Genomic DNA, 16,530 nt, shown 5'->3' with positions numbered 1-16,530 from the left:
GGTGCCGGTTTTGGTGTATATTCAGGTGATGGAAGGAGAAAAAACCAATGAATATCATGCCAAACTGGCTTCGTCAACGCGCTTTTTTAACGCCAAATCGTACTGCTCTCGTATGGGAAGATGATGCTTTATCATTTTTGCAGTTGTATGAGCAGGTTGTAGATATAGCCGCTAAGCTAACAGCACTGGGTGTGAAACACGGAGATCATATTGGAGTATTGATGAAAAATAGCCCCGATATGGTTCGGGTGATTCATGCTCTGGCTGACATCGGTGCTGTGGCAGTATTGCTTAATACGAGATTGGCAACTGAAGAATTGGAGTGGCAGCTACAAGATGCAGATGTGCGGCTTCTAATTGCTGATATGCCGTTCCCTACAAGTATACCTGCATATTCGCTAAAGCAAATGAAACAAGCGCCTTCCAAGTTATATGTGTCCCGAACGGAATTCTCATTGGATGAGACAATGACAATCATTTATACATCCGGTACGACAGGAAACCCTAAAGGGGTGCTTTTAACATATGGGAATCATTGGTGGAGTGCCATAGGTTCTGCTTTGAACTTAGGTTTGCATGAACGGGATTGCTGGCTTGTTTGCTTGCCATTCTTTCACGTAGGCGGTTTGTCGACACTGATGAAAAGTGTGATGTACGGTATGACAGTAGTGCTACAAGAAAATGCACATGCTACGCAGCTTAATGAAGCAATCCGCAGGCATGAGGTGACGATGGTTTCCGTTGTCACAAAAGTGCTGACTGATATGGTACGTGATTTAGGAGATAACATGTACCCAGATACGCTGCGTTGTGTATTGCTTGGCGGCGGACCGGCGCCAAGGCCATTGCTCGAGCAATGCGTGCAAAAGCAAATTCCAGTGTATCAAACGTACGGTATGACAGAAACAAGTTCGCAAATTTGTACGCTCGCAAAGGATTATATGCTTGAAAAAATCGGATCAGCAGGAAAACCGTTATACCCTTGTCAGCTGCGCATTGACGGAGATAGCGAGGGTGAGATTTTAGTTAAAGGCCCCAACGTGGCAGCTGGTTATCATAAACGGGAGCACAGTCTAGAGGACGGATGGCTGCGCACTGGTGACATCGGTTATTTAGATGAGGATGGCTTTTTATATGTGCTCGATCGCCGCAGTGATTTAATTATTTCAGGCGGTGAAAATATTTATCCAGCGCAAATTGAAGAAGTGTTATTGTCTCATCCGGCTGTTTTAGAAGCGGGTGTGGTCGGACAGGCAGACGAGAATTGGGGACAGGTTCCTGTTGCATTTGTAAAGGCTCATGCAGTAACAGAGACTGAATTGCTTCAGTTTTGTGCAACCAAGCTCGCACGCTATAAAGTGCCGCGTCGCATTATATTTCAAGACAGCTTACCGCGCGGTGCCTCCAATAAGCTACTGCGAAGGGAGCTAAAAAAGCTATGCGAATAAAGCACGTATACTTGTATATAACAGAAATGAAGCTGCGCTATCCGTTTGTGACAAGCTATGGTACGTATGAAAAGCGGCAAAGTATTTTGCTAGAAGTACAAGATGACGATGGTCGCACGGGATGGGGAGAGGTGGTAGCCTTCTCAGAACCGTGGTATACGGAAGAAACCATTCAGACGGCATGGCATATCCTAAAGGATTTCCTTATCCCTACGCTTAAAGATAAAGAAATTACACATCCGAATGAGGTGCCAGCACTTTTTGCACATGTTAAACGCAATCATATGGCAAAGGCAGGGCTTGAGGGCGCAGTTTGGGATTTGTATGCGCAGCAGCGCGGTGTATCGCTTGCAAAAGCCCTAGGCGGTACACGCAGTGAGATTGAAGTGGGGGTTGTAATTGGCATCAACCCTCTTTCTCATATGCTAGAACAGATTGCGGCTTATCAGGAGCAGGGTTACGCACGCTTTAAAGTAAAAATAAAGCCAGGTCAGGATTACGATATGTTAGCTGGGATTCGCAATGTCTTTCCAGATATTCCACTTATGGCGGATGCAAACTCTGCATACACCCTGCAGGACATGAAGCTGCTACAGCGATTGGATGATTTTAATCTTATGATGATTGAGCAGCCTCTTGCTGATCATGACTTTTTGGATCATGCGCGTCTGCAAAAGGAACTAAAAACGCCAATATGTCTAGATGAAAGCATTCATTCGCTAGAGGATGCTCGTGTTGCTGTGACACTTGGTAGCTGCCGCATTGTGAATATTAAAGCCGGTCGTGTTGGAGGACTAACGGAATCTGTTCGCATTCATGATTACTGCAAGCAGCACAATATTTCGGTATGGTGCGGAGGCATGATTGAAACAGGTATATCAAGAGCGCAAAATATCGCACTTGCTTCGCTTAATCACTTTACTATTCCGGGAGATATCTCAGCATCAGAGCGGCATTGGGAACGGGATGTGATTATCCCGGCAGTACGCCTGCACCATGGCAAAATTTCAGTTCCAGAGCAAATCGGGCTCGGTTTTCAGGTTGATAGAGAGTATCTTAATTATATAACAATTCAATCACAGCATATGTAAATATGTATAGGGGGAAACGAATCATGCGTATCATGGATGAAATTTTAACGTACAACAAACAGTTCGTAGAAAAGAAAGAGTATGAATCATTTGCGACAAATAAGTTTCCAGACAAGCGCTTGGTTATTATTTCTTGTATGGATACACGTCTTGTAGAATTGCTACCAAAAGCAATGGATATTCGCAATGGTGATGTGAAAATCATTAAGGTAGCAGGTGCGGTTATTGCGCATCCTTTTGGCAGTATCATGAGAAGTGTTTTAGTAGCGATTTATGAACTGGGAGCAGATGAGGTTTGTGTAATCGGTCACTATGATTGCGGCATGGCAAGTTTACAGGCGGCAAGCACGATTGAAAAAATGAAAGAGCGCGGCATCTCTGAAGAAAAGCTGGACACGCTCAAGTATTCTGGGCTAGATCTTGAAAAGTTTTTGCGTGGCTTTTCAAGCGTAGAAGAAAGCGTGAAGCACAGTGTTGATATTATTCGTAACCATCCGCTTATGCTACCAGAACTGCCGGTGCATGGTCTGGTTATTGATCCGAAAACGGGTCGCTTAGATGTAGTTGTGGATGGTTACGAAGACTGATTCTTCTTTTCGGGCACAGGGTCAAAGCCACCAGGGTGAAATGGGTGACATTTTAAAATGCGCATAACCGTCAAATACGTTCCCTTCCATGCGCCGTGCACACGTAGCGCTTCTAAGCCATAATGAGAGCATGTGGGATGAAAGCGGCAGGAAGGTGGTTTGAGCGGCGAAAGAAAGCGCTGATAAAAGATAATAAGAAGCATTAATATTTTTTTCATGAATGATATCCTCGCTCACATATGAATAGTAATAGTGCTTCTATCCTAACATAATTTGGTGTGTAAAATCACGTAACATAATGCTTTACTATTGGAATGGTTCGGTATATCATATTAAATATATCGGAATTACCCCTTATTAAGGGCAAAGGGAGAGATGAACATGCCATCAGTAGAAAGCTTTGAACTTGATCATAATATTGTAAAAGCTCCGTATGTAAGACATTGCGGTGTTCATAAAGTAGGTAGCGACGGTGTTGTAAATAAATATGATATCCGTTTTTGTCAGCCAAACAAGCAAGCCATGAAGCCGGATGTGATTCATACGTTAGAGCATTTGCTGGCGTTTAATTTACGTAAATATGTAGAAAAGCACAGTCATTTTGATATTATTGATATTTCCCCTATGGGTTGCCAAACAGGCTTTTATCTCGTTGTGAGCGGTACGCCAACTGTACGTGAGATCATTGAACTATTAGATGATACAATGAGAGACGCTGTACAAATTACAGAGGTGCCAGCTGCGAATGAAACACAGTGCGGGCAAGCAAAGCTACATGATCTTGAAGGTGCAAAGCGCTTGATGAACTTCTGGTTGTCTCAAGACCATGCAGAGCTTGAAAAAGTATTTGGTTAATCTTTAGGTTGTTGATAAGGGCTATCTTCGGCACGATCTACGGTGTGCTTGTAAGAATAGCCCTTATTTACTGTAAATACAGAAAGCAATAAAACGACAACTACAACAAGTACAGCTACAATTAATATAACCGCCATATGTGTCCCCCTTTACCGCCATCGTATCACAGCGTTTGGTATATTTCTAATCTTCCGGCGCAAAATGAACATAAAGAATGCGTTAAGGGGGATTTATCATGGAAAAGCAAACATACTACATTTCAGTAGGAGAAGGCAGTATTTCAAGAAGTAAAACTGCTAATACGTACAGCTTTGAAATTCAAGCGACAGATGAAGAAATTATTAGACTTCGTCAATTATTTGATAGCGCATATGTAGAAGATATCCGTTCGTTTTGGCGTTCGCATATTCCGTTTTTAGAGTATCATCATGACCATGCGAATGATAAATATGATGCGCGTCTACAGGAAGCATATCGTATGATTTATGAGCTTGGTGATGGTGAGGCAAGGGAGTTAATTGCACAAATGGGGATTATTGACGGTCTGTAAAAGTAGGCAAGCCTTCGCAGAATATGCTACAATTTGGGGTAAGAAACGGTTAGTTGGGAGCAGGTTCATGTACACATTTACAGATTACTATCAAAATAAGGTGGAGTTGTCATTTGATAATCATCCTTTTTCACGCACACCTAAGCATGTTTGGGTAATCTGTCGCTATCAAAACCAATGGCTGTTGACTCATCATCTACGACGTGGTCTTGAATTTCCAGGAGGTAAAGTAGAGGACGGGGAAACACCTGAGGAAGCGGCAGTCCGTGAAGTAAAGGAGGAAACAGGAGGCATTGTTTCTTCTTTACAATATATTGGACAGTATAAAGTGTCAGGTAAGGATAAGATTATTATTAAAAATATTTACTTCGCCGAAATTAGCGATGTGCACGAGCATACGCATCCCGATGAAACAAAAGGGCATGTGCTGCTTGAGAAGCTTCCAGAGAATATAAAAGAAAATCGCAAGTTCAGCTTCATTATGCGCGATGATGTGCTCGTGCACAGCTTGGCACAGGTGCGAAGCTTGCAGGATATCAAATAAAACCAAACCGACGGCGGTTTGGTTTTATTTGTATCTTTTTGAAAGGAAAAAACAGATATAGTCTAAACTTGCTCTATGCGTTAAACGCGTTTTCGTGTGACAAATCGTTCAAACCATTCGACAAATACGTACATCACCGTAGCGCATATACAAGTGAGCAACACACTCATTAGTACCAGAGTAAAGTTAAATACTTGAAAGCCGTAGCTAATCAAATAGCCAAGGCCTTGCTTGGAAACGAGCAGCTCTCCAAAAATAACCCCAACCCATGCCAGCCCAACGTTTACCTTTAATGTTGAGACAATGGCTGGAAGAGAAGCAGGTAAAATAACTTCCTTATAGGTTTGCCATTTCGTTGCTCCGAAGGTTTGCATGACTTTTAGATAATTAGGATCGATTTCTAAAAAGGCGGCATAAATGACCAAGATGGTAATAATCACAGAAATAATAACACCCATTGCAATAGAAGATGTAATATTTGGTCCAAAGATAACGATAATGATGGGGCCGAGCGCTACTTTTGGCATTGCGTTTAGTACAACTAGATAGGGGTCAAGTGTTCTCGCGAGAATAGGCATCCACCACAGCAAGGTGGCGATGATTGTACCGAGCAAGGTACCGAGCACAAATCCAAGAAACGTTTCAAATACGGTAACAGACAGATGAGGAAACAAGCTTCCATCCCTTATTTTTTCAGACAAGAGGCGAAAGATAGCAGAAGGAGAGCTGAATAACAACGGATCAATCCAAAGCCATCTGCTTGCCACTTCCCAAAGACCGAAGAAGCTGATTACAATCACCGCTTGCAGCAATCGTACAGTTCGGCGCGTTCGCTGTTCTTGTTTTTTATGAATTTGATGTAATTGTTCTAAGTTAAGATTGCTCAAGCTGCTCCAGCTCCTTCCATACAGATTGGAACAACGCAGTAAAAGCGGGATGACGACGTGCAGCAAACGGTGATAAGCGCCGGACCTCTTCTGGTACATGTACAACCTTAGCGATGCGCCCAGGCTTTGCTCGCAGCAGTACAATTCGATCGCTCATTGCGATTGCTTCCTCAATATCATGTGTGACGAGGACAGACGTTTTTCGAAACTCCTTTAATAGCGAAAATACAAGCTCCTCAAGCTTTAGCTTTGTTTGATAATCAAGCGCAGAGAACGGTTCATCTAACAGTAAAAGCTTTGGGTTTGCACCCAACGTACGAACAAGTGCGGCACGTTGCCGCATCCCCCCGGACAGCTGTCTGGGATATAAGGATTCGGTCCCCTCAAGCCCTACCTGCGACAAAAGATGAAGTGCATTGTTGCGCCTAGCGGTATCATAAGTGTTTGTGATCCGGAGTCCGGTCATAATATTTTCTTCAATGGTTTTCCACGGAAACAGATAATCTTGCTGCAGCATGTAGCCAATATCACGGCTTGGTGGTTCACCAGCGAGCAATACCTTACCTTGCAGCGGGGTTAAAATACCGGAAATGATAGACAGCAATGTAGTCTTTCCGCAGCCGCTCGGCCCAAGAAACGAAATAAATTCTCCTTCTTGTACGTCCAAATTAATATCAGAGAGCACAAGAGATGCCTCTTGTGCTGAAAAAAAACAATGAGAAACTTCCTGAATGGTTAAAAATCCTGTCCCCATGACTTATTGTCCAATCGCTTTTTCAGCAATTTTTGTGTTGACCAGCTCAGCATGCGGCACTTGCTTTGGCAACTCCCCAGCTTCCTTCATAATGCTTTGCAAGTTATTCCACTCTTCTTCATCTAAAATCGGGTTTGTCGCATAGGAGTTTTGATTTTTATAGCGCTCAATAACCTTTACCATAATATCGGATGGTGTATCCTTAAAGAACGGGGCAGTGACTTCAGCAATCTCTGCCGGAGAGTGGGTGTCAACCCACTGCTGTGCTTTATAAATCGCTTTTGTAAAAGCTTCCGCTGTTTTTGCGTCGTTCTTTAAGAAGCTTTGTTTTGCCATAAACGTTGTGTACGGTACTTTACCTAGTTCAGCACCGAAGGAAGCAACAATGTGTCCTTTGCCTTCTTTCTCAAAGATGCTGGCAGTTGGTTCGAATAGCTGTACGTAATCACCTGTGCCGGATGCGAAGGCATTAGCGATATTAGCAAATTCAATGCTTTGAATCAAATTTAAATCCTTTTGCGGATCAATGCCATGTTTTTTTAATACAAACTCGCCTGCCATCTGCGGCATACCGCCTTTACGCTGCCCTAAAAATGTAGTACCCTCAAGGTCGCGCCAGCTGAAAGAATCAACCTTTTTACGAGATACTAGGAATGTACCGTCTGTTTGCGTAAGCTGTGCAAAGTTGATAACAGGGTCTTTGGCACCTTGACTGTGTACGTAAATTGTTGTCTCAGAACCAACCAATGCGATATCAATCCCGTTTGACAATAGAGCTGTCATTGTTTTGTCACCGCCGGCAGTTGTTTGTAAATCAACATCTAAACCAGCTTCTTTAAAGTAACCTTTTCCAATGGCCACATATAGCGGGGCATAGAATAACGAATGTGTTACTTCACCAACGCGCACTTTCTCCAATTTTTCTGTTTGTGTACAACCTGTAAAAGAGAAAAATGTAATTAAAAAAATAGTTAGTAAAATAAGACTTTTACGCAAGGCTCCCACCTCCCACGATAATTTGGTATACTATATGTGATAATCCTATATAGTGTGAATGCCTAGATTAGGGAAATCAAATGCGCTGAATTGTAGAAAAATGTCGGAATATTTATTTTTATGTATATACCTAAGAGACTAGAAATATGGTAATCTATTTATGGGATTATTTTATAAAATAAAAATCGGAAATTGTGAAAGGCAAACTTGTTGAAAAGCAAGGACGCAAAGTCACGGGTCTAAGGTAGAAATACTATGATGGCTGGGCTGCCGCTAACGGAGGTAGCTAACTATGAAACAGGCACAACCAACTGCGGTACATCAAGAAAACAATTTAGATCAGGAATGGCTGGATTTGATGATAGAGGCTATTGATATGGGAATTTCAGCGGAAGAAGTTCGAAAGTTTTTAAGTAACGTCTCTATGTAGAAATGAAAGCGCAAATAAAACTGGATATCCGATAAGATTGGCGGTCGATATGACTGCCTTTTTAATCCCAAAAAAAACCTTGTACTGATTGGTACAAGGTTTTTTGGTGCTTTTTTAAGCAATTGGCCCGCCATATTTGATAATGCTGTCCGCGATACCATCAAATTTCTTGAAGTTTTCTTTGAATTGATTTGCGAGCTCCAATGCTTTTGCTTTGTAAGCATCTTGATCTGTCCATGTTTTTATTGGTGTTAGCACTTCATCAGGAACACCAGGCACATGAAGTGGGATTTCCAGGCCAAAAATATCGTCTTTCACTGTTTCTGTAAGTTTTAATTCGCCGTTTAAGGCAGCCTGCACCATTGCACGTGTATAGGCGAGGTTCATACGTTTTCCAACGCCATATTCGCCCCCAGTCCAGCCGGTATTAACAAGGAATACCTGTGCATTGTGCTTATCAATTTTTTCACCCAGCATTTCTGCATAGCGAGATGCCTGTAGAGGCAGGAACGGCGATCCGAAGCATGTAGAGAATGTTGCTTGCGGTGATGTAATGCCGCGCTCTGTACCAGCTAGCTTACTTGTGTAGCCGCTTAAGAAATGGTACATCGCTTGCTCTTTTGATAGCTTGCTGATTGGAGGTAACACACCGAATGCATCGGCTGTTAAAAAGATAATCGTATTGGGATGACCAGCAACACTTGGAAGAATAATGTTATCAATCGCTTCCATCGGATAAGCAGCCCGTGTATTTTCTGTTAAAGAGACATCGTTATAGTCTGCAATTCTTGTATTCTCGTTTACTACAACATTTTCTAAAACGGCACCAAATGTAATTGCGTCAAAGATTTGCGGCTCTTTCTCACGAGAAAGACTTACGCATTTTGCATAGCAGCCACCCTCAATATTAAATACCCCATTTTCAGACCAGCCGTGCTCGTCATCACCAATTAATTTGCGGGTTGGGTCTGCAGACAATGTTGTTTTGCCTGTACCAGACAACCCGAAGAATAAAGCTACATCACCTTCTTCTCCCACATTTGCAGAGCAATGCATGGATAGAATGTCTTGTTCTGGTAGCAAGAAGTTCATAATAGAGAAAATAGATTTTTTCATTTCACCGGCATACTCTGTACCACCAATGAGGACAATGCGTTTTTCAAAAGAAATAATGATAAATGTTTCGGAGTTTGTGCCATCTATCGCTGGGTCCGCTTTAAATGTTGGAGCCGATACGATTGTAAACTGTGCCTCATGATTAGCAAGATCTGTTTGCGTTGGACGAATGAACAACTGATGCGCAAATAGATTGTGCCATGCATATTCGTTCACAACTTGAAGCGGTAGGCGATAGCTATGATCAGCTCCTGCAAATCCCTTGAATACAAAAAGCTCTTCTTTTTCTTTTAAATGCTCTAACACTTTTGTATATAAATGATTAAAATGTTCTTCAGAAATTGGGCGATTGACAGAACCCCAATCAATTTTATCTGCAACCGACGCTTCTTTTACAATAAATTTATCTTTAGGGGAACGTCCTGTATATTTACCCGTTGAAACAGAAACTGCTCCTGTCGAGGTCAGCGTGCCTTCGCCGCGCATCAGCACTCTCTCAACCAGCTGTGGAACGCTTAATTGCACGTGTGCATTGCTTCCGTTCAATAGCTCATCTAATTCGATTTGGACATTCACAGTACTCATATACATACCATCCTTTGTTTATTTTATGAAAATTTCTCATATACCCAATAAGAGTATAACACATTCATATAAATAATGTATACTAATTGTTATGAATTGTTTGTGTATTTGTAATGAATAGGCTTTCTTTTTTTTTATGTTTACGTTATTTGTACAGGTAGGCACTACTATAGTGATTATACATGATAAGGAAAGAAAGTTGTAACATTTAAAGAAAGTAAAAAAACAGCATGTGTGCCAAGGATTATACGTTGACAAAACCATAGTATTTCGATAGTATATCTGTTGGACGGATACTCTCTTATCCCGAGCTGGCGGAGGGACAGGCCCTATGAAGCCCAGCAACCTCACATACGTGAAAGGTGCTCAACCTGTGCAAGGCGCTCAAGCCTTGAACGATAAGAGTGAAAGGCAATTAAGAGCAAATTCAACCTTTCCTCAAAAGGGAAGGTTTTTTATTTTGACATATTGGGAATTTTAAAAATGTCGTATGACATCTAGAGAGATGAGTTCCGTACATAAATGAACAGGGAGGTTTACCAATGACAACGAAGCGTCGTTTATTTACGTCTGAGTCCGTAACTGAAGGACATCCAGATAAGATTTCTGATCAGATTTCCGATTCCATCCTAGATGCGATTTTGGAAAACGATCCAAATGCACGTGTAGCTTGTGAAACAACAGTAACAACAGGTTTGGTATTAGTAGCGGGAGAGATTACAACTTCTACGTATGTAGATATCCCAAAAATCGTTCGTGAAACAGTTCGTGAAATCGGCTATACACGTGCGAAATACGGATTTGATGCAGAGACTTGTGCTGTATTAACATCTATTGACGAGCAATCTGCGGACATCGCTATGGGTGTTGACCAAGCATTGGAAGCACGCGAAGGTTCTATGACGGATGCTGAAATTGAAGCAATTGGTGCTGGTGACCAAGGCTTAATGTTCGGTTATGCATGTAACGAAACAGAAGAGTTAATGCCTCTTCCAATCTCTCTTGCGCATAAATTATCTCGCCGCTTGGCAGAAGTACGCAAAAACGATACATTAGAGTACTTGCGTCCAGACGGAAAAACGCAAGTAACAGTTGAGTACGATGAGAACAATCAACCTGTACGCATCGACACAATCGTTATCTCTACACAACATGCACCAGAAGTGACGCACGAGCAAATCGAGCGCGACTTGAAAGAGCATGTAATCAATCCAATCGTTCCTGCTGAATTGATTGATGAAAACACAAAATACTTCATCAACCCAACAGGTCGTTTCGTAATCGGCGGACCACAAGGTGATGCTGGTTTGACTGGACGTAAGATCATTGTTGATACGTACGGTGGTTACGCTCGTCACGGCGGCGGTGCATTCTCTGGTAAAGATCCTACAAAGGTTGACCGCTCTGCGGCATATGCAGCGCGTTACGTTGCGAAAAACATCGTAGCTGCTGGTCTTGCTGACAAAGCGGAAGTACAACTTGCATACGCAATCGGTGTAGCACAGCCAGTATCTATCGCTGTTGACACATTCGGAACAGGCGCTGTATCTGAAGATGTATTGGTTGAACTAGTACGTAAAAACTTCGATCTTCGTCCTGCAGGCATCATTAAAATGCTAGACCTTCGCCGCCCGATCTACAAGAAAACGGCTGCTTACGGTCACTTTGGCCGCAACGACCTTGATTTGACTTGGGAGCGTACTGATAAAGCTGCTACTTTGAAAGAGCAAGCTGGTCTATAAGAAAAAAACCCGCACATATGCGGGTTTTTTTTATTGTTGATAAAATCTTCTTAACCACCTTTTAATCTTTGAGCGTGGCTTCTACAAAAGTATTTTTTACATACCATTGTGTTTGCTTGCAGAAAGTTATTCACGGAATTATCTAATCCATTTTACGACATCGTTCATATCTTGACGTACTTTTGGGCGTGGATCACGAACGCGATAACCGAATGCAGCCATGACTGCTACATCAAAGTTTCCACCCTCTAGAGCACCTGCTTTTTCTAAAATATCGTGCACTTTTTCTTGATCAAACCCCTCAATTGGGCAAGAGTCAATACCAATCTGAGCGGCAGCTGTCATCATATTACCTAGCGCAATGTATACTTGTTTTGCAGCCCAGTCGAACATCGCACGGTCATTCCCAAGAAGCTTAAAGTCTGATTCTAAAAATGTTTTATAAAAACTGCTAATTGTATTGTATGCTTCTTCTGGTAGCTGTTTTACATCTTTTTTTATATGCTCAATGTAATCCGAATTGTATATCATATCTTCTGCTGTGCGTGCTAGTAGTACAACATAGTGACTGGCGGTGGATAACTGCTTTTGCGCTCCCCATGAAACTGGACGTAATCGTTCACGAAGCTCTGGATCTTGGATGACGACAAAGCGCCAAGGCTCAAATCCAAATGAACTTGGAGATAGTCGTGCGGTCTCTAAAATAAATGCAAAATCTTCATCAGAAATTTTCTTCTCTGGATCAAATTCTTTTGTTGCATGTCTAAATTGATATGCCTCTAAAATCTCTTGTTTTTTTGCTTCTTTATTCATATTGATCTCTCCTTTGATGGTTTGTTCTATAAAGTGAAATATTGTTTTTTTGCTCCTGCAAGCTCTATTATAAAAGTAACCAATTAAAATAAAAGTACGCACATTTTTGTGTTATAGTATCATTTTTTATACTAAAGGGGATGTTAATATGACAGCTAAAATTGATATTTCTAATTGGGAATCTCACGGATATGCATGCCCTGTTGAAGCAACGCTCGACATTATCGGTGGTAAATGGAAAAGTGTGATTCTATATCATTTATCAAATCAAACATTGCGCTTTAATGAGCTAAAACGGCTTATTCCTGATATTACGCAGCGGATGTTAACGTTGCAGCTACGGGAATTAGAAAGAGACGGCATTGTTCATCGTGAAGTATATAAGGAAGTCCCGCCGAAAGTAGAATATTGGCTAACAGAATTTGGCCAAACGCTTACACCTATTATTCACCTCATGTTGAAGTGGGGTGTTGAAAATACGGATAAGATTATTCAGCATCGAGAACAAGCTGACGTCTAACAAAAAGGAAGCATTATTGGCTTTCTTTTTTTGTCAAGCAGAGATATTTGCATTCTACTGTCTTTGCTTTTCTTTAATCCAGCTACAGCGGCTAGCTCCTCCGGTCTGAGAACCCCAGCCCTACGGAGCTGAACAAGCCGCTTTCGCTTTTCTTGTCGTTTTATAAGAACCTTTGACGGCATGCAGGAAACAAGGGGGAGTCGGGATAATATGTACAACAAGAAAAAACGAATATAACCATCATCAAATGAATAGAAAGGAGGCGCCATATGATGAACCGAGATATTTTACATCAAATTGTACAAGATATCCCTGACGGCATTATTCATGCTTCGGACAAGGAACTAGAGGAACTGCAAAAAATCTTACAGGAGGCGTTAAAGCTTAGAGAGGGTCATAAAAATTTACAAAAACTCATTCAAGGATTCTCTGGAAAAGGTATGACTGGATGATGACCGCTGATACAATCAGCGGTTTTTCCATGCTCTTTTATGATATGCAAGATAAATCGGTCACTTTTAGCCAGATATCGGTCAGATTTAAAATAAATCGGTCACTTTTGACGAGATACCGGCCAGATACAAAATAAATCGGCTACTTTGAAGTCTAATGACATCTCATTACAATAGTAAAACGTTCATGTGACAAATGTACAAAATTCGCCTGACTTCTGTGACAATCATGGTAATATGGTACTGGCTTATGCATATGTATAAGTCATGATATTACATAAAAGCAGGTGTGGTATGAAGTTTTCATTTCGTAGAGTAATACATCACATGGTGGTATTTTTCATATGTGTATTAACATCGTTTATTATAATGGAGCATTATGTGGATGATGCGGTCAGTAAAATGATCCCTTATGCATCAATTGCAGTATTTCTGCTCATTCGTTTTATAGGAGCGTCTTTGTTATATTTTGTTTATGTATGCGTGTATTCCGTTATACGATACCGCAAAATCCGCCTTTTCAAATGGTTTATAGTATATTTTAGTTTGTTGTATTTGCTGTTGCTTGGATTCATGTTGTTCGCCCGAGAACCAGAGGCAGGAAACGTAAAGGACAATTATATTCCGTTTCATACAATTGATTTATACCTCAATAACAATGTCGCACCGATTTATATTGCAACCAACTTGCTGGGCAATATCATTTTATTCATTCCTGTTGGGGCATTTTTATGCTACATCGTGCGCAACCGTCATGCTGCATCATTTTTATCATTATTTACAACCATCGGAATTGAAATGGCACAAAAATACTATACGATTGGTAGCTTTGATGTGGATGATATCTTGCTGAACTTTATTGGCGCATGGGTAGGGATACTATGTTGTAATGTGAGCTTGAAAAAAAGGCGAAGACCAAAATAGTCTTCGCCTTACTGGGAAGGGTCAATTATTCGTAATACATCAATGCCTTTTTCAGTCAATTTTTTCGTTTTCATATCATGACACAAATTCGTAAGAACAAGCAATTCAGTGCGTAAGTGTAAAATGACGCTGGTGAGAATATAACCAATGGCTAGATTTTCCTGTCGGTATTTCTTCTCGTATACCGTTTCCATTGTTGTCAAATACAATTTCGTTTCAGCAACCTTCTCTTCAAGCTTGGAAATCATCGGCTCAATATCTCCATATTGAGCGAATAACAGTGCTTCATGGATAGCACGCTGCATATTTTCCTGTTTTCCAATTTGTTCTAATAACAATTGATTAAATTCTTTCACGCCATTCTCCGTTACCCCGTACACTGTTTTTTCAGGTCTTGGTGTATCCGAAATAATATCTGTGACCGCTATGAAGCCCTGTTCCTCTAGCCTCTCAAAATTGTAATATAAAGAACCCTTTGTGATTTTCATATAGTATTTCATATGACTTTGCTGCAGGATTTGCTGAATTTCATAAGGGTGTCTATTCTTTTCCATAAGAAGACCGAGCACCACTAGCTTTACATTCATCGGCTATGCCTCAATATTTACATTTTCATCTTTCTTCACGGAAACCCGTGCATTTCCCATCCATACAATCGCAATAGCTGATAGTACAAGTGGGATTAGGGAAAGGGCAAAGATATGTGTAATAGAAGATGACATAGCATCTACAATTTTATCTAAAATGGGAGCCGGAATTTTTGCGCGTGTGGCAGGTTCAAAAATAGACTTTAAATCCCCCATATTGCCTAGCGCATTTGTTCCCCCGTTCATTCCAGCAAAAGCATTCTTTAAATTCTCTGTAAACGTAGTGTTTTGGATGGTTCCAAAGATGGTAACACCTAACGTCATACCGAGCGAACGGAAAAAGGAATTCGTTGATGTTGCAGAACCACGAAAACGCGGATCTATATTATGAACAGATGATGTTGGTAACAGTGAGAAGGAGAAGCCTACACCAAACCCTACCAATATCATATATAAAGTTACCATCATGCGTGTTGTTTCTGGTGTCATCGTACTTAAAAAGATTGTGCCCACCAGGAAGGAGGCAATGGATAATAACATCAGATTGCGATAGGTGGTTTTCGTTTGAAAAATACCCGCAATCGCGCTACCTGCAACAGAACCGAGCATCATTGGCATTAATACAAAGCCTGCGCTTGTCGCAGAACCACCGTAAACAGCCTGCACGAAGATGGGAATAAACACTGTTGAAATGACAAACGTTGCACCATAGAAGAATGCGATGATTTGTGAAGTTGCAAACACGCGTTGTTTAAACATCCAAAATGAAATAATAGGATCTTTCGCCTTTGTTTCAATAACTAAGAAGGAAATAAAGAAAATAACAAACACGCTGAACAAGCCAATAATTTGTGCAGAGCTCCATGCGTATTCTTTTCCGCCAAGCTCTAGCGCAAACATAACGCTGACCACGGCTACAATTAAAGTAATAGCACCTCCCCAATCAATATACTGCTTTGTGGTAGGAGCTGTTTCCTTATAAGCTTTGACGATACAGAATAAAGAGATTAAACCAATTGGAATGTTTACATAGAAAACCCAGTGCCAACTAATATTTTCTGTAATATAGGCACCAAGAAGGGGACCAAATACACTAGACATCCCGAATACGGCTCCTAGCAAGCCAGTCATTTTGCCGCGCTTTTCAACAGGAAAAATATCAAAAACAATTGTAAAGGCGATTGGCATTAATGCCCCGCCACCAATGCCTTGAATAGCACGGAAAATACTGAGCTGCACGATGTTTTGGGCCATTCCGCATAGCACAGAACCAAGTAGAAATACTAATAAGCCAAATATATAAAATCGTTTTCTGCCATACATATCGGATAACTTCCCGAAAATGGGCATACCAGCCATTACAGCGACCATGTACGCTGATGTGACCCACACAAACTTATCAAGTCCGCCTAAATCGGAAACAATTGTTCCAATAGCTGTTGCTACAATTGTATTATCCATAGCTGCCATCAAGATTCCCAGTAGCAAACCTATTATAACAAGGCGAATATTACTTTCTTTTGAAACCATAGTTAAGCTCCTTTCTTTATATGGGATATATAGTTTAATTAAACCATATACATTTATTATAGTCTAATTAAACCATTTGTATAGATAATCTTTCCGCCTTTTTTCGCAAACTAATAAAC

General features: G+C 41.1%; 20 protein-coding genes and 2 riboswitches. Of the genes, 11 read left to right on the top strand and 9 right to left on the bottom strand.

Annotation, left to right across the window (positions count from 1 at the left end; translation table 11 throughout):
* The first annotated feature begins 47 nt into the window (after window positions 1–47).
* From MUG87_RS09965 to MUG87_RS09955, 3 genes are read left to right on the top strand one after another with little or no spacing between them, the layout of a single operon-like run.
* Window positions 48–1,448 (top strand): o-succinylbenzoate--CoA ligase, encoded by a 1,401-nt coding sequence (locus MUG87_RS09965; protein ID WP_247087378.1) that lies wholly within the window; start codon window positions 48–50, stop codon window positions 1,446–1,448.
* Window positions 1,439–2,539: an o-succinylbenzoate synthase gene (menC, locus tag MUG87_RS09960; RefSeq protein ID WP_247087376.1), complete on the top strand. Its 1,101-nt coding sequence runs from the start codon at window positions 1,439–1,441 to the stop codon at window positions 2,537–2,539. Before MUG87_RS09965 ends, menC begins: the two co-directional genes overlap by 10 nt.
* Before the next feature lie 23 nt (window positions 2,540–2,562).
* Complete coding sequence (locus tag MUG87_RS09955) at window positions 2,563–3,126, top strand: beta-class carbonic anhydrase (RefSeq protein WP_247087374.1); 564 nt, start codon at window positions 2,563–2,565, stop codon at window positions 3,124–3,126.
* Here the strand turns inward: MUG87_RS09955 and yidD are convergent.
* Window positions 3,114–3,344 (bottom strand): membrane protein insertion efficiency factor YidD, encoded by a 231-nt coding sequence (gene yidD / locus MUG87_RS09950; RefSeq protein WP_247087372.1) that lies wholly within the window; start codon window positions 3,342–3,344, stop codon window positions 3,114–3,116. The two genes, MUG87_RS09955 and yidD, sit on opposite strands and share 13 nt — an antisense overlap.
* A gap of 163 nt (window positions 3,345–3,507) precedes the next feature.
* On the opposite strand from yidD, the gene MUG87_RS09945 reads away from it, so the two are divergent.
* The gene (locus tag MUG87_RS09945; RefSeq protein ID WP_124564405.1) at window positions 3,508–3,981 is read left to right on the top strand and encodes an S-ribosylhomocysteine lyase; all 474 of its coding nucleotides are present in this window, start codon (window positions 3,508–3,510) and stop codon (window positions 3,979–3,981) included.
* Here the strand turns inward: MUG87_RS09945 and ytzI are convergent.
* A complete protein-coding gene (ytzI, locus tag MUG87_RS09940; protein WP_247087370.1) occupies window positions 3,978–4,118 on the bottom strand; it encodes a YtzI protein in 141 nt (46 codons plus the stop codon). The two genes, MUG87_RS09945 and ytzI, sit on opposite strands and share 4 nt — an antisense overlap.
* A 95-nt stretch (window positions 4,119–4,213) precedes the next feature.
* Here ytzI and MUG87_RS09935 point away from each other — a divergent pair, with 95 nt between their 5' ends.
* Together MUG87_RS09935 and ytkD are read left to right on the top strand one after the other, a co-directional pair.
* Window positions 4,214–4,531: a hydrolase gene (locus tag MUG87_RS09935; protein ID WP_247087639.1), complete on the top strand. Its 318-nt coding sequence runs from the start codon at window positions 4,214–4,216 to the stop codon at window positions 4,529–4,531.
* Between the two features lie 67 nt (window positions 4,532–4,598).
* Window positions 4,599–5,075 (top strand): RNA deprotection pyrophosphohydrolase, encoded by a 477-nt coding sequence (gene ytkD, locus MUG87_RS09930; RefSeq protein WP_247087368.1) that lies wholly within the window; start codon window positions 4,599–4,601, stop codon window positions 5,073–5,075.
* A gap of 80 nt (window positions 5,076–5,155) precedes the next feature.
* On the opposite strand, the gene MUG87_RS09925 is transcribed toward ytkD, so the two are convergent.
* The 3 genes from MUG87_RS09925 to MUG87_RS09915 are packed head-to-tail and all read right to left on the bottom strand — an operon-like array spanning window position 5,156 to window position 7,697.
* Window positions 5,156–5,962 (bottom strand): ABC transporter permease, encoded by an 807-nt coding sequence (locus tag MUG87_RS09925; protein WP_247087366.1) that lies wholly within the window; start codon window positions 5,960–5,962, stop codon window positions 5,156–5,158.
* Window positions 5,949–6,716, bottom strand: coding sequence for an ABC transporter ATP-binding protein (locus tag MUG87_RS09920; protein WP_247087364.1), 768 nt, complete (start codon window positions 6,714–6,716; stop codon window positions 5,949–5,951). The genes MUG87_RS09925 and MUG87_RS09920 overlap by 14 nt, the downstream gene beginning before the upstream one ends.
* A 3-nt stretch (window positions 6,717–6,719) precedes the next feature.
* Window positions 6,720–7,697, bottom strand: coding sequence for an ABC transporter substrate-binding protein (locus tag MUG87_RS09915; RefSeq protein WP_247087637.1), 978 nt, complete (start codon window positions 7,695–7,697; stop codon window positions 6,720–6,722).
* A 205-nt stretch (window positions 7,698–7,902) separates the two neighbouring features.
* A riboswitch (cyclic di-GMP riboswitch) is annotated at window positions 7,903–7,987 on the top strand.
* 17 nt (window positions 7,988–8,004) lie between these two features.
* Between MUG87_RS09915 and MUG87_RS09910 the strand changes: the two genes are divergently transcribed.
* A complete protein-coding gene (locus MUG87_RS09910; RefSeq protein ID WP_247087362.1) occupies window positions 8,005–8,142 on the top strand; it encodes an anti-repressor SinI family protein in 138 nt (45 codons plus the stop codon).
* Between the two features lie 114 nt (window positions 8,143–8,256).
* Here the strand turns inward: MUG87_RS09910 and pckA are convergent, their stop codons facing one another.
* Window positions 8,257–9,843 carry a phosphoenolpyruvate carboxykinase (ATP) gene (pckA, locus tag MUG87_RS09905; RefSeq protein ID WP_247087360.1) on the bottom strand — a complete coding sequence of 529 codons (1,587 nt, stop codon included), beginning with the start codon at window positions 9,841–9,843 and terminating at the stop codon, window positions 8,257–8,259.
* A gap of 298 nt (window positions 9,844–10,141) precedes the next feature.
* Window positions 10,142–10,248, top strand: a riboswitch (SAM riboswitch).
* A gap of 137 nt (window positions 10,249–10,385) precedes the next feature.
* On the opposite strand from pckA, the gene metK reads away from it, so the two are divergent.
* Complete coding sequence (gene metK, locus MUG87_RS09900) at window positions 10,386–11,585, top strand: methionine adenosyltransferase (RefSeq protein ID WP_124564396.1); 1,200 nt, start codon at window positions 10,386–10,388, stop codon at window positions 11,583–11,585.
* 138 nt (window positions 11,586–11,723) lie between these two features.
* On the opposite strand, the gene MUG87_RS09895 is transcribed toward metK, so the two are convergent.
* Window positions 11,724–12,398 carry an NAD(P)H-dependent oxidoreductase gene (locus tag MUG87_RS09895; protein ID WP_247087358.1) on the bottom strand — a complete coding sequence of 225 codons (675 nt, stop codon included), beginning with the start codon at window positions 12,396–12,398 and terminating at the stop codon, window positions 11,724–11,726.
* A 148-nt stretch (window positions 12,399–12,546) separates the two neighbouring features.
* On the opposite strand from MUG87_RS09895, the gene MUG87_RS09890 reads away from it, so the two are divergent.
* The 3 genes from MUG87_RS09890 (at window position 12,547) to MUG87_RS09880 (ending at window position 14,294) form a co-directional block, all read left to right on the top strand.
* Window positions 12,547–12,918, top strand: coding sequence for a winged helix-turn-helix transcriptional regulator (locus MUG87_RS09890; protein ID WP_247087356.1), 372 nt, complete (start codon window positions 12,547–12,549; stop codon window positions 12,916–12,918).
* Window positions 12,919–13,187: 269 nt separating this feature from the next.
* Window positions 13,188–13,370, top strand: a complete 183-nt coding sequence (locus MUG87_RS09885; protein ID WP_247087354.1) for a hypothetical protein — start codon at window positions 13,188–13,190, stop codon at window positions 13,368–13,370.
* 294 nt (window positions 13,371–13,664) lie between these two features.
* A complete protein-coding gene (locus tag MUG87_RS09880) occupies window positions 13,665–14,294 on the top strand; it encodes a VanZ family protein (RefSeq protein ID WP_247087352.1) in 630 nt (209 codons plus the stop codon).
* 8 nt (window positions 14,295–14,302) lie between these two features.
* Here the strand turns inward: MUG87_RS09880 and MUG87_RS09875 are convergent, their stop codons facing one another.
* Entirely contained in the window at window positions 14,303–14,881 is a 579-nt protein-coding gene (locus MUG87_RS09875) for a PadR family transcriptional regulator (RefSeq protein ID WP_247087350.1), read from the bottom strand.
* Window positions 14,882–14,884: 3 nt separating this feature from the next.
* Window positions 14,885–16,411: an MDR family MFS transporter gene (locus tag MUG87_RS09870; protein ID WP_247087348.1), complete on the bottom strand. Its 1,527-nt coding sequence runs from the start codon at window positions 16,409–16,411 to the stop codon at window positions 14,885–14,887.
* Window positions 16,412–16,530: the final 119 nt, after the last annotated feature.

Origin of the sequence: Ectobacillus sp. JY-23 (genome assembly GCF_023022965.1) — a bacterium.
Taxonomy (GTDB): Bacteria; Bacillota; Bacilli; order Bacillales; family Bacillaceae_G; genus Ectobacillus.
This window is presented reverse-complemented; position numbering and strand designations above follow the sequence as displayed.

Excerpts from the sequence above, each read along its gene's own strand:
- MUG87_RS09885 (WP_247087354.1), top strand. The coding sequence starts at position 13,188 with ATGATGAACCGAGATATTTTACATCAAATTGTACAAGATATCCCTGAC.
- ytkD (WP_247087368.1), top strand. The coding sequence starts at position 4,599 with ATGTACACATTTACAGATTACTATCAAAATAAGGTGGAGTTGTCATTT.
- MUG87_RS09910 (WP_247087362.1), top strand. The coding sequence starts at position 8,005 with ATGAAACAGGCACAACCAACTGCGGTACATCAAGAAAACAATTTAGAT.
- MUG87_RS09965 (WP_247087378.1), top strand. The coding sequence starts at position 48 with ATGAATATCATGCCAAACTGGCTTCGTCAACGCGCTTTTTTAACGCCA.
- yidD (WP_247087372.1), bottom strand. The coding sequence starts at position 3,344 with ATGAAAAAAATATTAATGCTTCTTATTATCTTTTATCAGCGCTTTCTT.
- MUG87_RS09890 (WP_247087356.1), top strand. The coding sequence starts at position 12,547 with ATGACAGCTAAAATTGATATTTCTAATTGGGAATCTCACGGATATGCA.
- MUG87_RS09920 (WP_247087364.1), bottom strand. The coding sequence starts at position 6,716 with ATGGGGACAGGATTTTTAACCATTCAGGAAGTTTCTCATTGTTTTTTT.
- pckA (WP_247087360.1), bottom strand. The coding sequence starts at position 9,843 with ATGAGTACTGTGAATGTCCAAATCGAATTAGATGAGCTATTGAACGGA.
- MUG87_RS09875 (WP_247087350.1), bottom strand. The coding sequence starts at position 14,881 with ATGAATGTAAAGCTAGTGGTGCTCGGTCTTCTTATGGAAAAGAATAGA.
- metK (WP_124564396.1), top strand. The coding sequence starts at position 10,386 with ATGACAACGAAGCGTCGTTTATTTACGTCTGAGTCCGTAACTGAAGGA.
- MUG87_RS09870 (WP_247087348.1), bottom strand. The coding sequence starts at position 16,411 with ATGGTTTCAAAAGAAAGTAATATTCGCCTTGTTATAATAGGTTTGCTA.
- MUG87_RS09945 (WP_124564405.1), top strand. The coding sequence starts at position 3,508 with ATGCCATCAGTAGAAAGCTTTGAACTTGATCATAATATTGTAAAAGCT.
- menC (WP_247087376.1), top strand. The coding sequence starts at position 1,439 with ATGCGAATAAAGCACGTATACTTGTATATAACAGAAATGAAGCTGCGC.
- MUG87_RS09955 (WP_247087374.1), top strand. The coding sequence starts at position 2,563 with ATGCGTATCATGGATGAAATTTTAACGTACAACAAACAGTTCGTAGAA.
- MUG87_RS09895 (WP_247087358.1), bottom strand. The coding sequence starts at position 12,398 with ATGAATAAAGAAGCAAAAAAACAAGAGATTTTAGAGGCATATCAATTT.
- ytzI (WP_247087370.1), bottom strand. The coding sequence starts at position 4,118 with ATGGCGGTTATATTAATTGTAGCTGTACTTGTTGTAGTTGTCGTTTTA.
- MUG87_RS09880 (WP_247087352.1), top strand. The coding sequence starts at position 13,665 with ATGAAGTTTTCATTTCGTAGAGTAATACATCACATGGTGGTATTTTTC.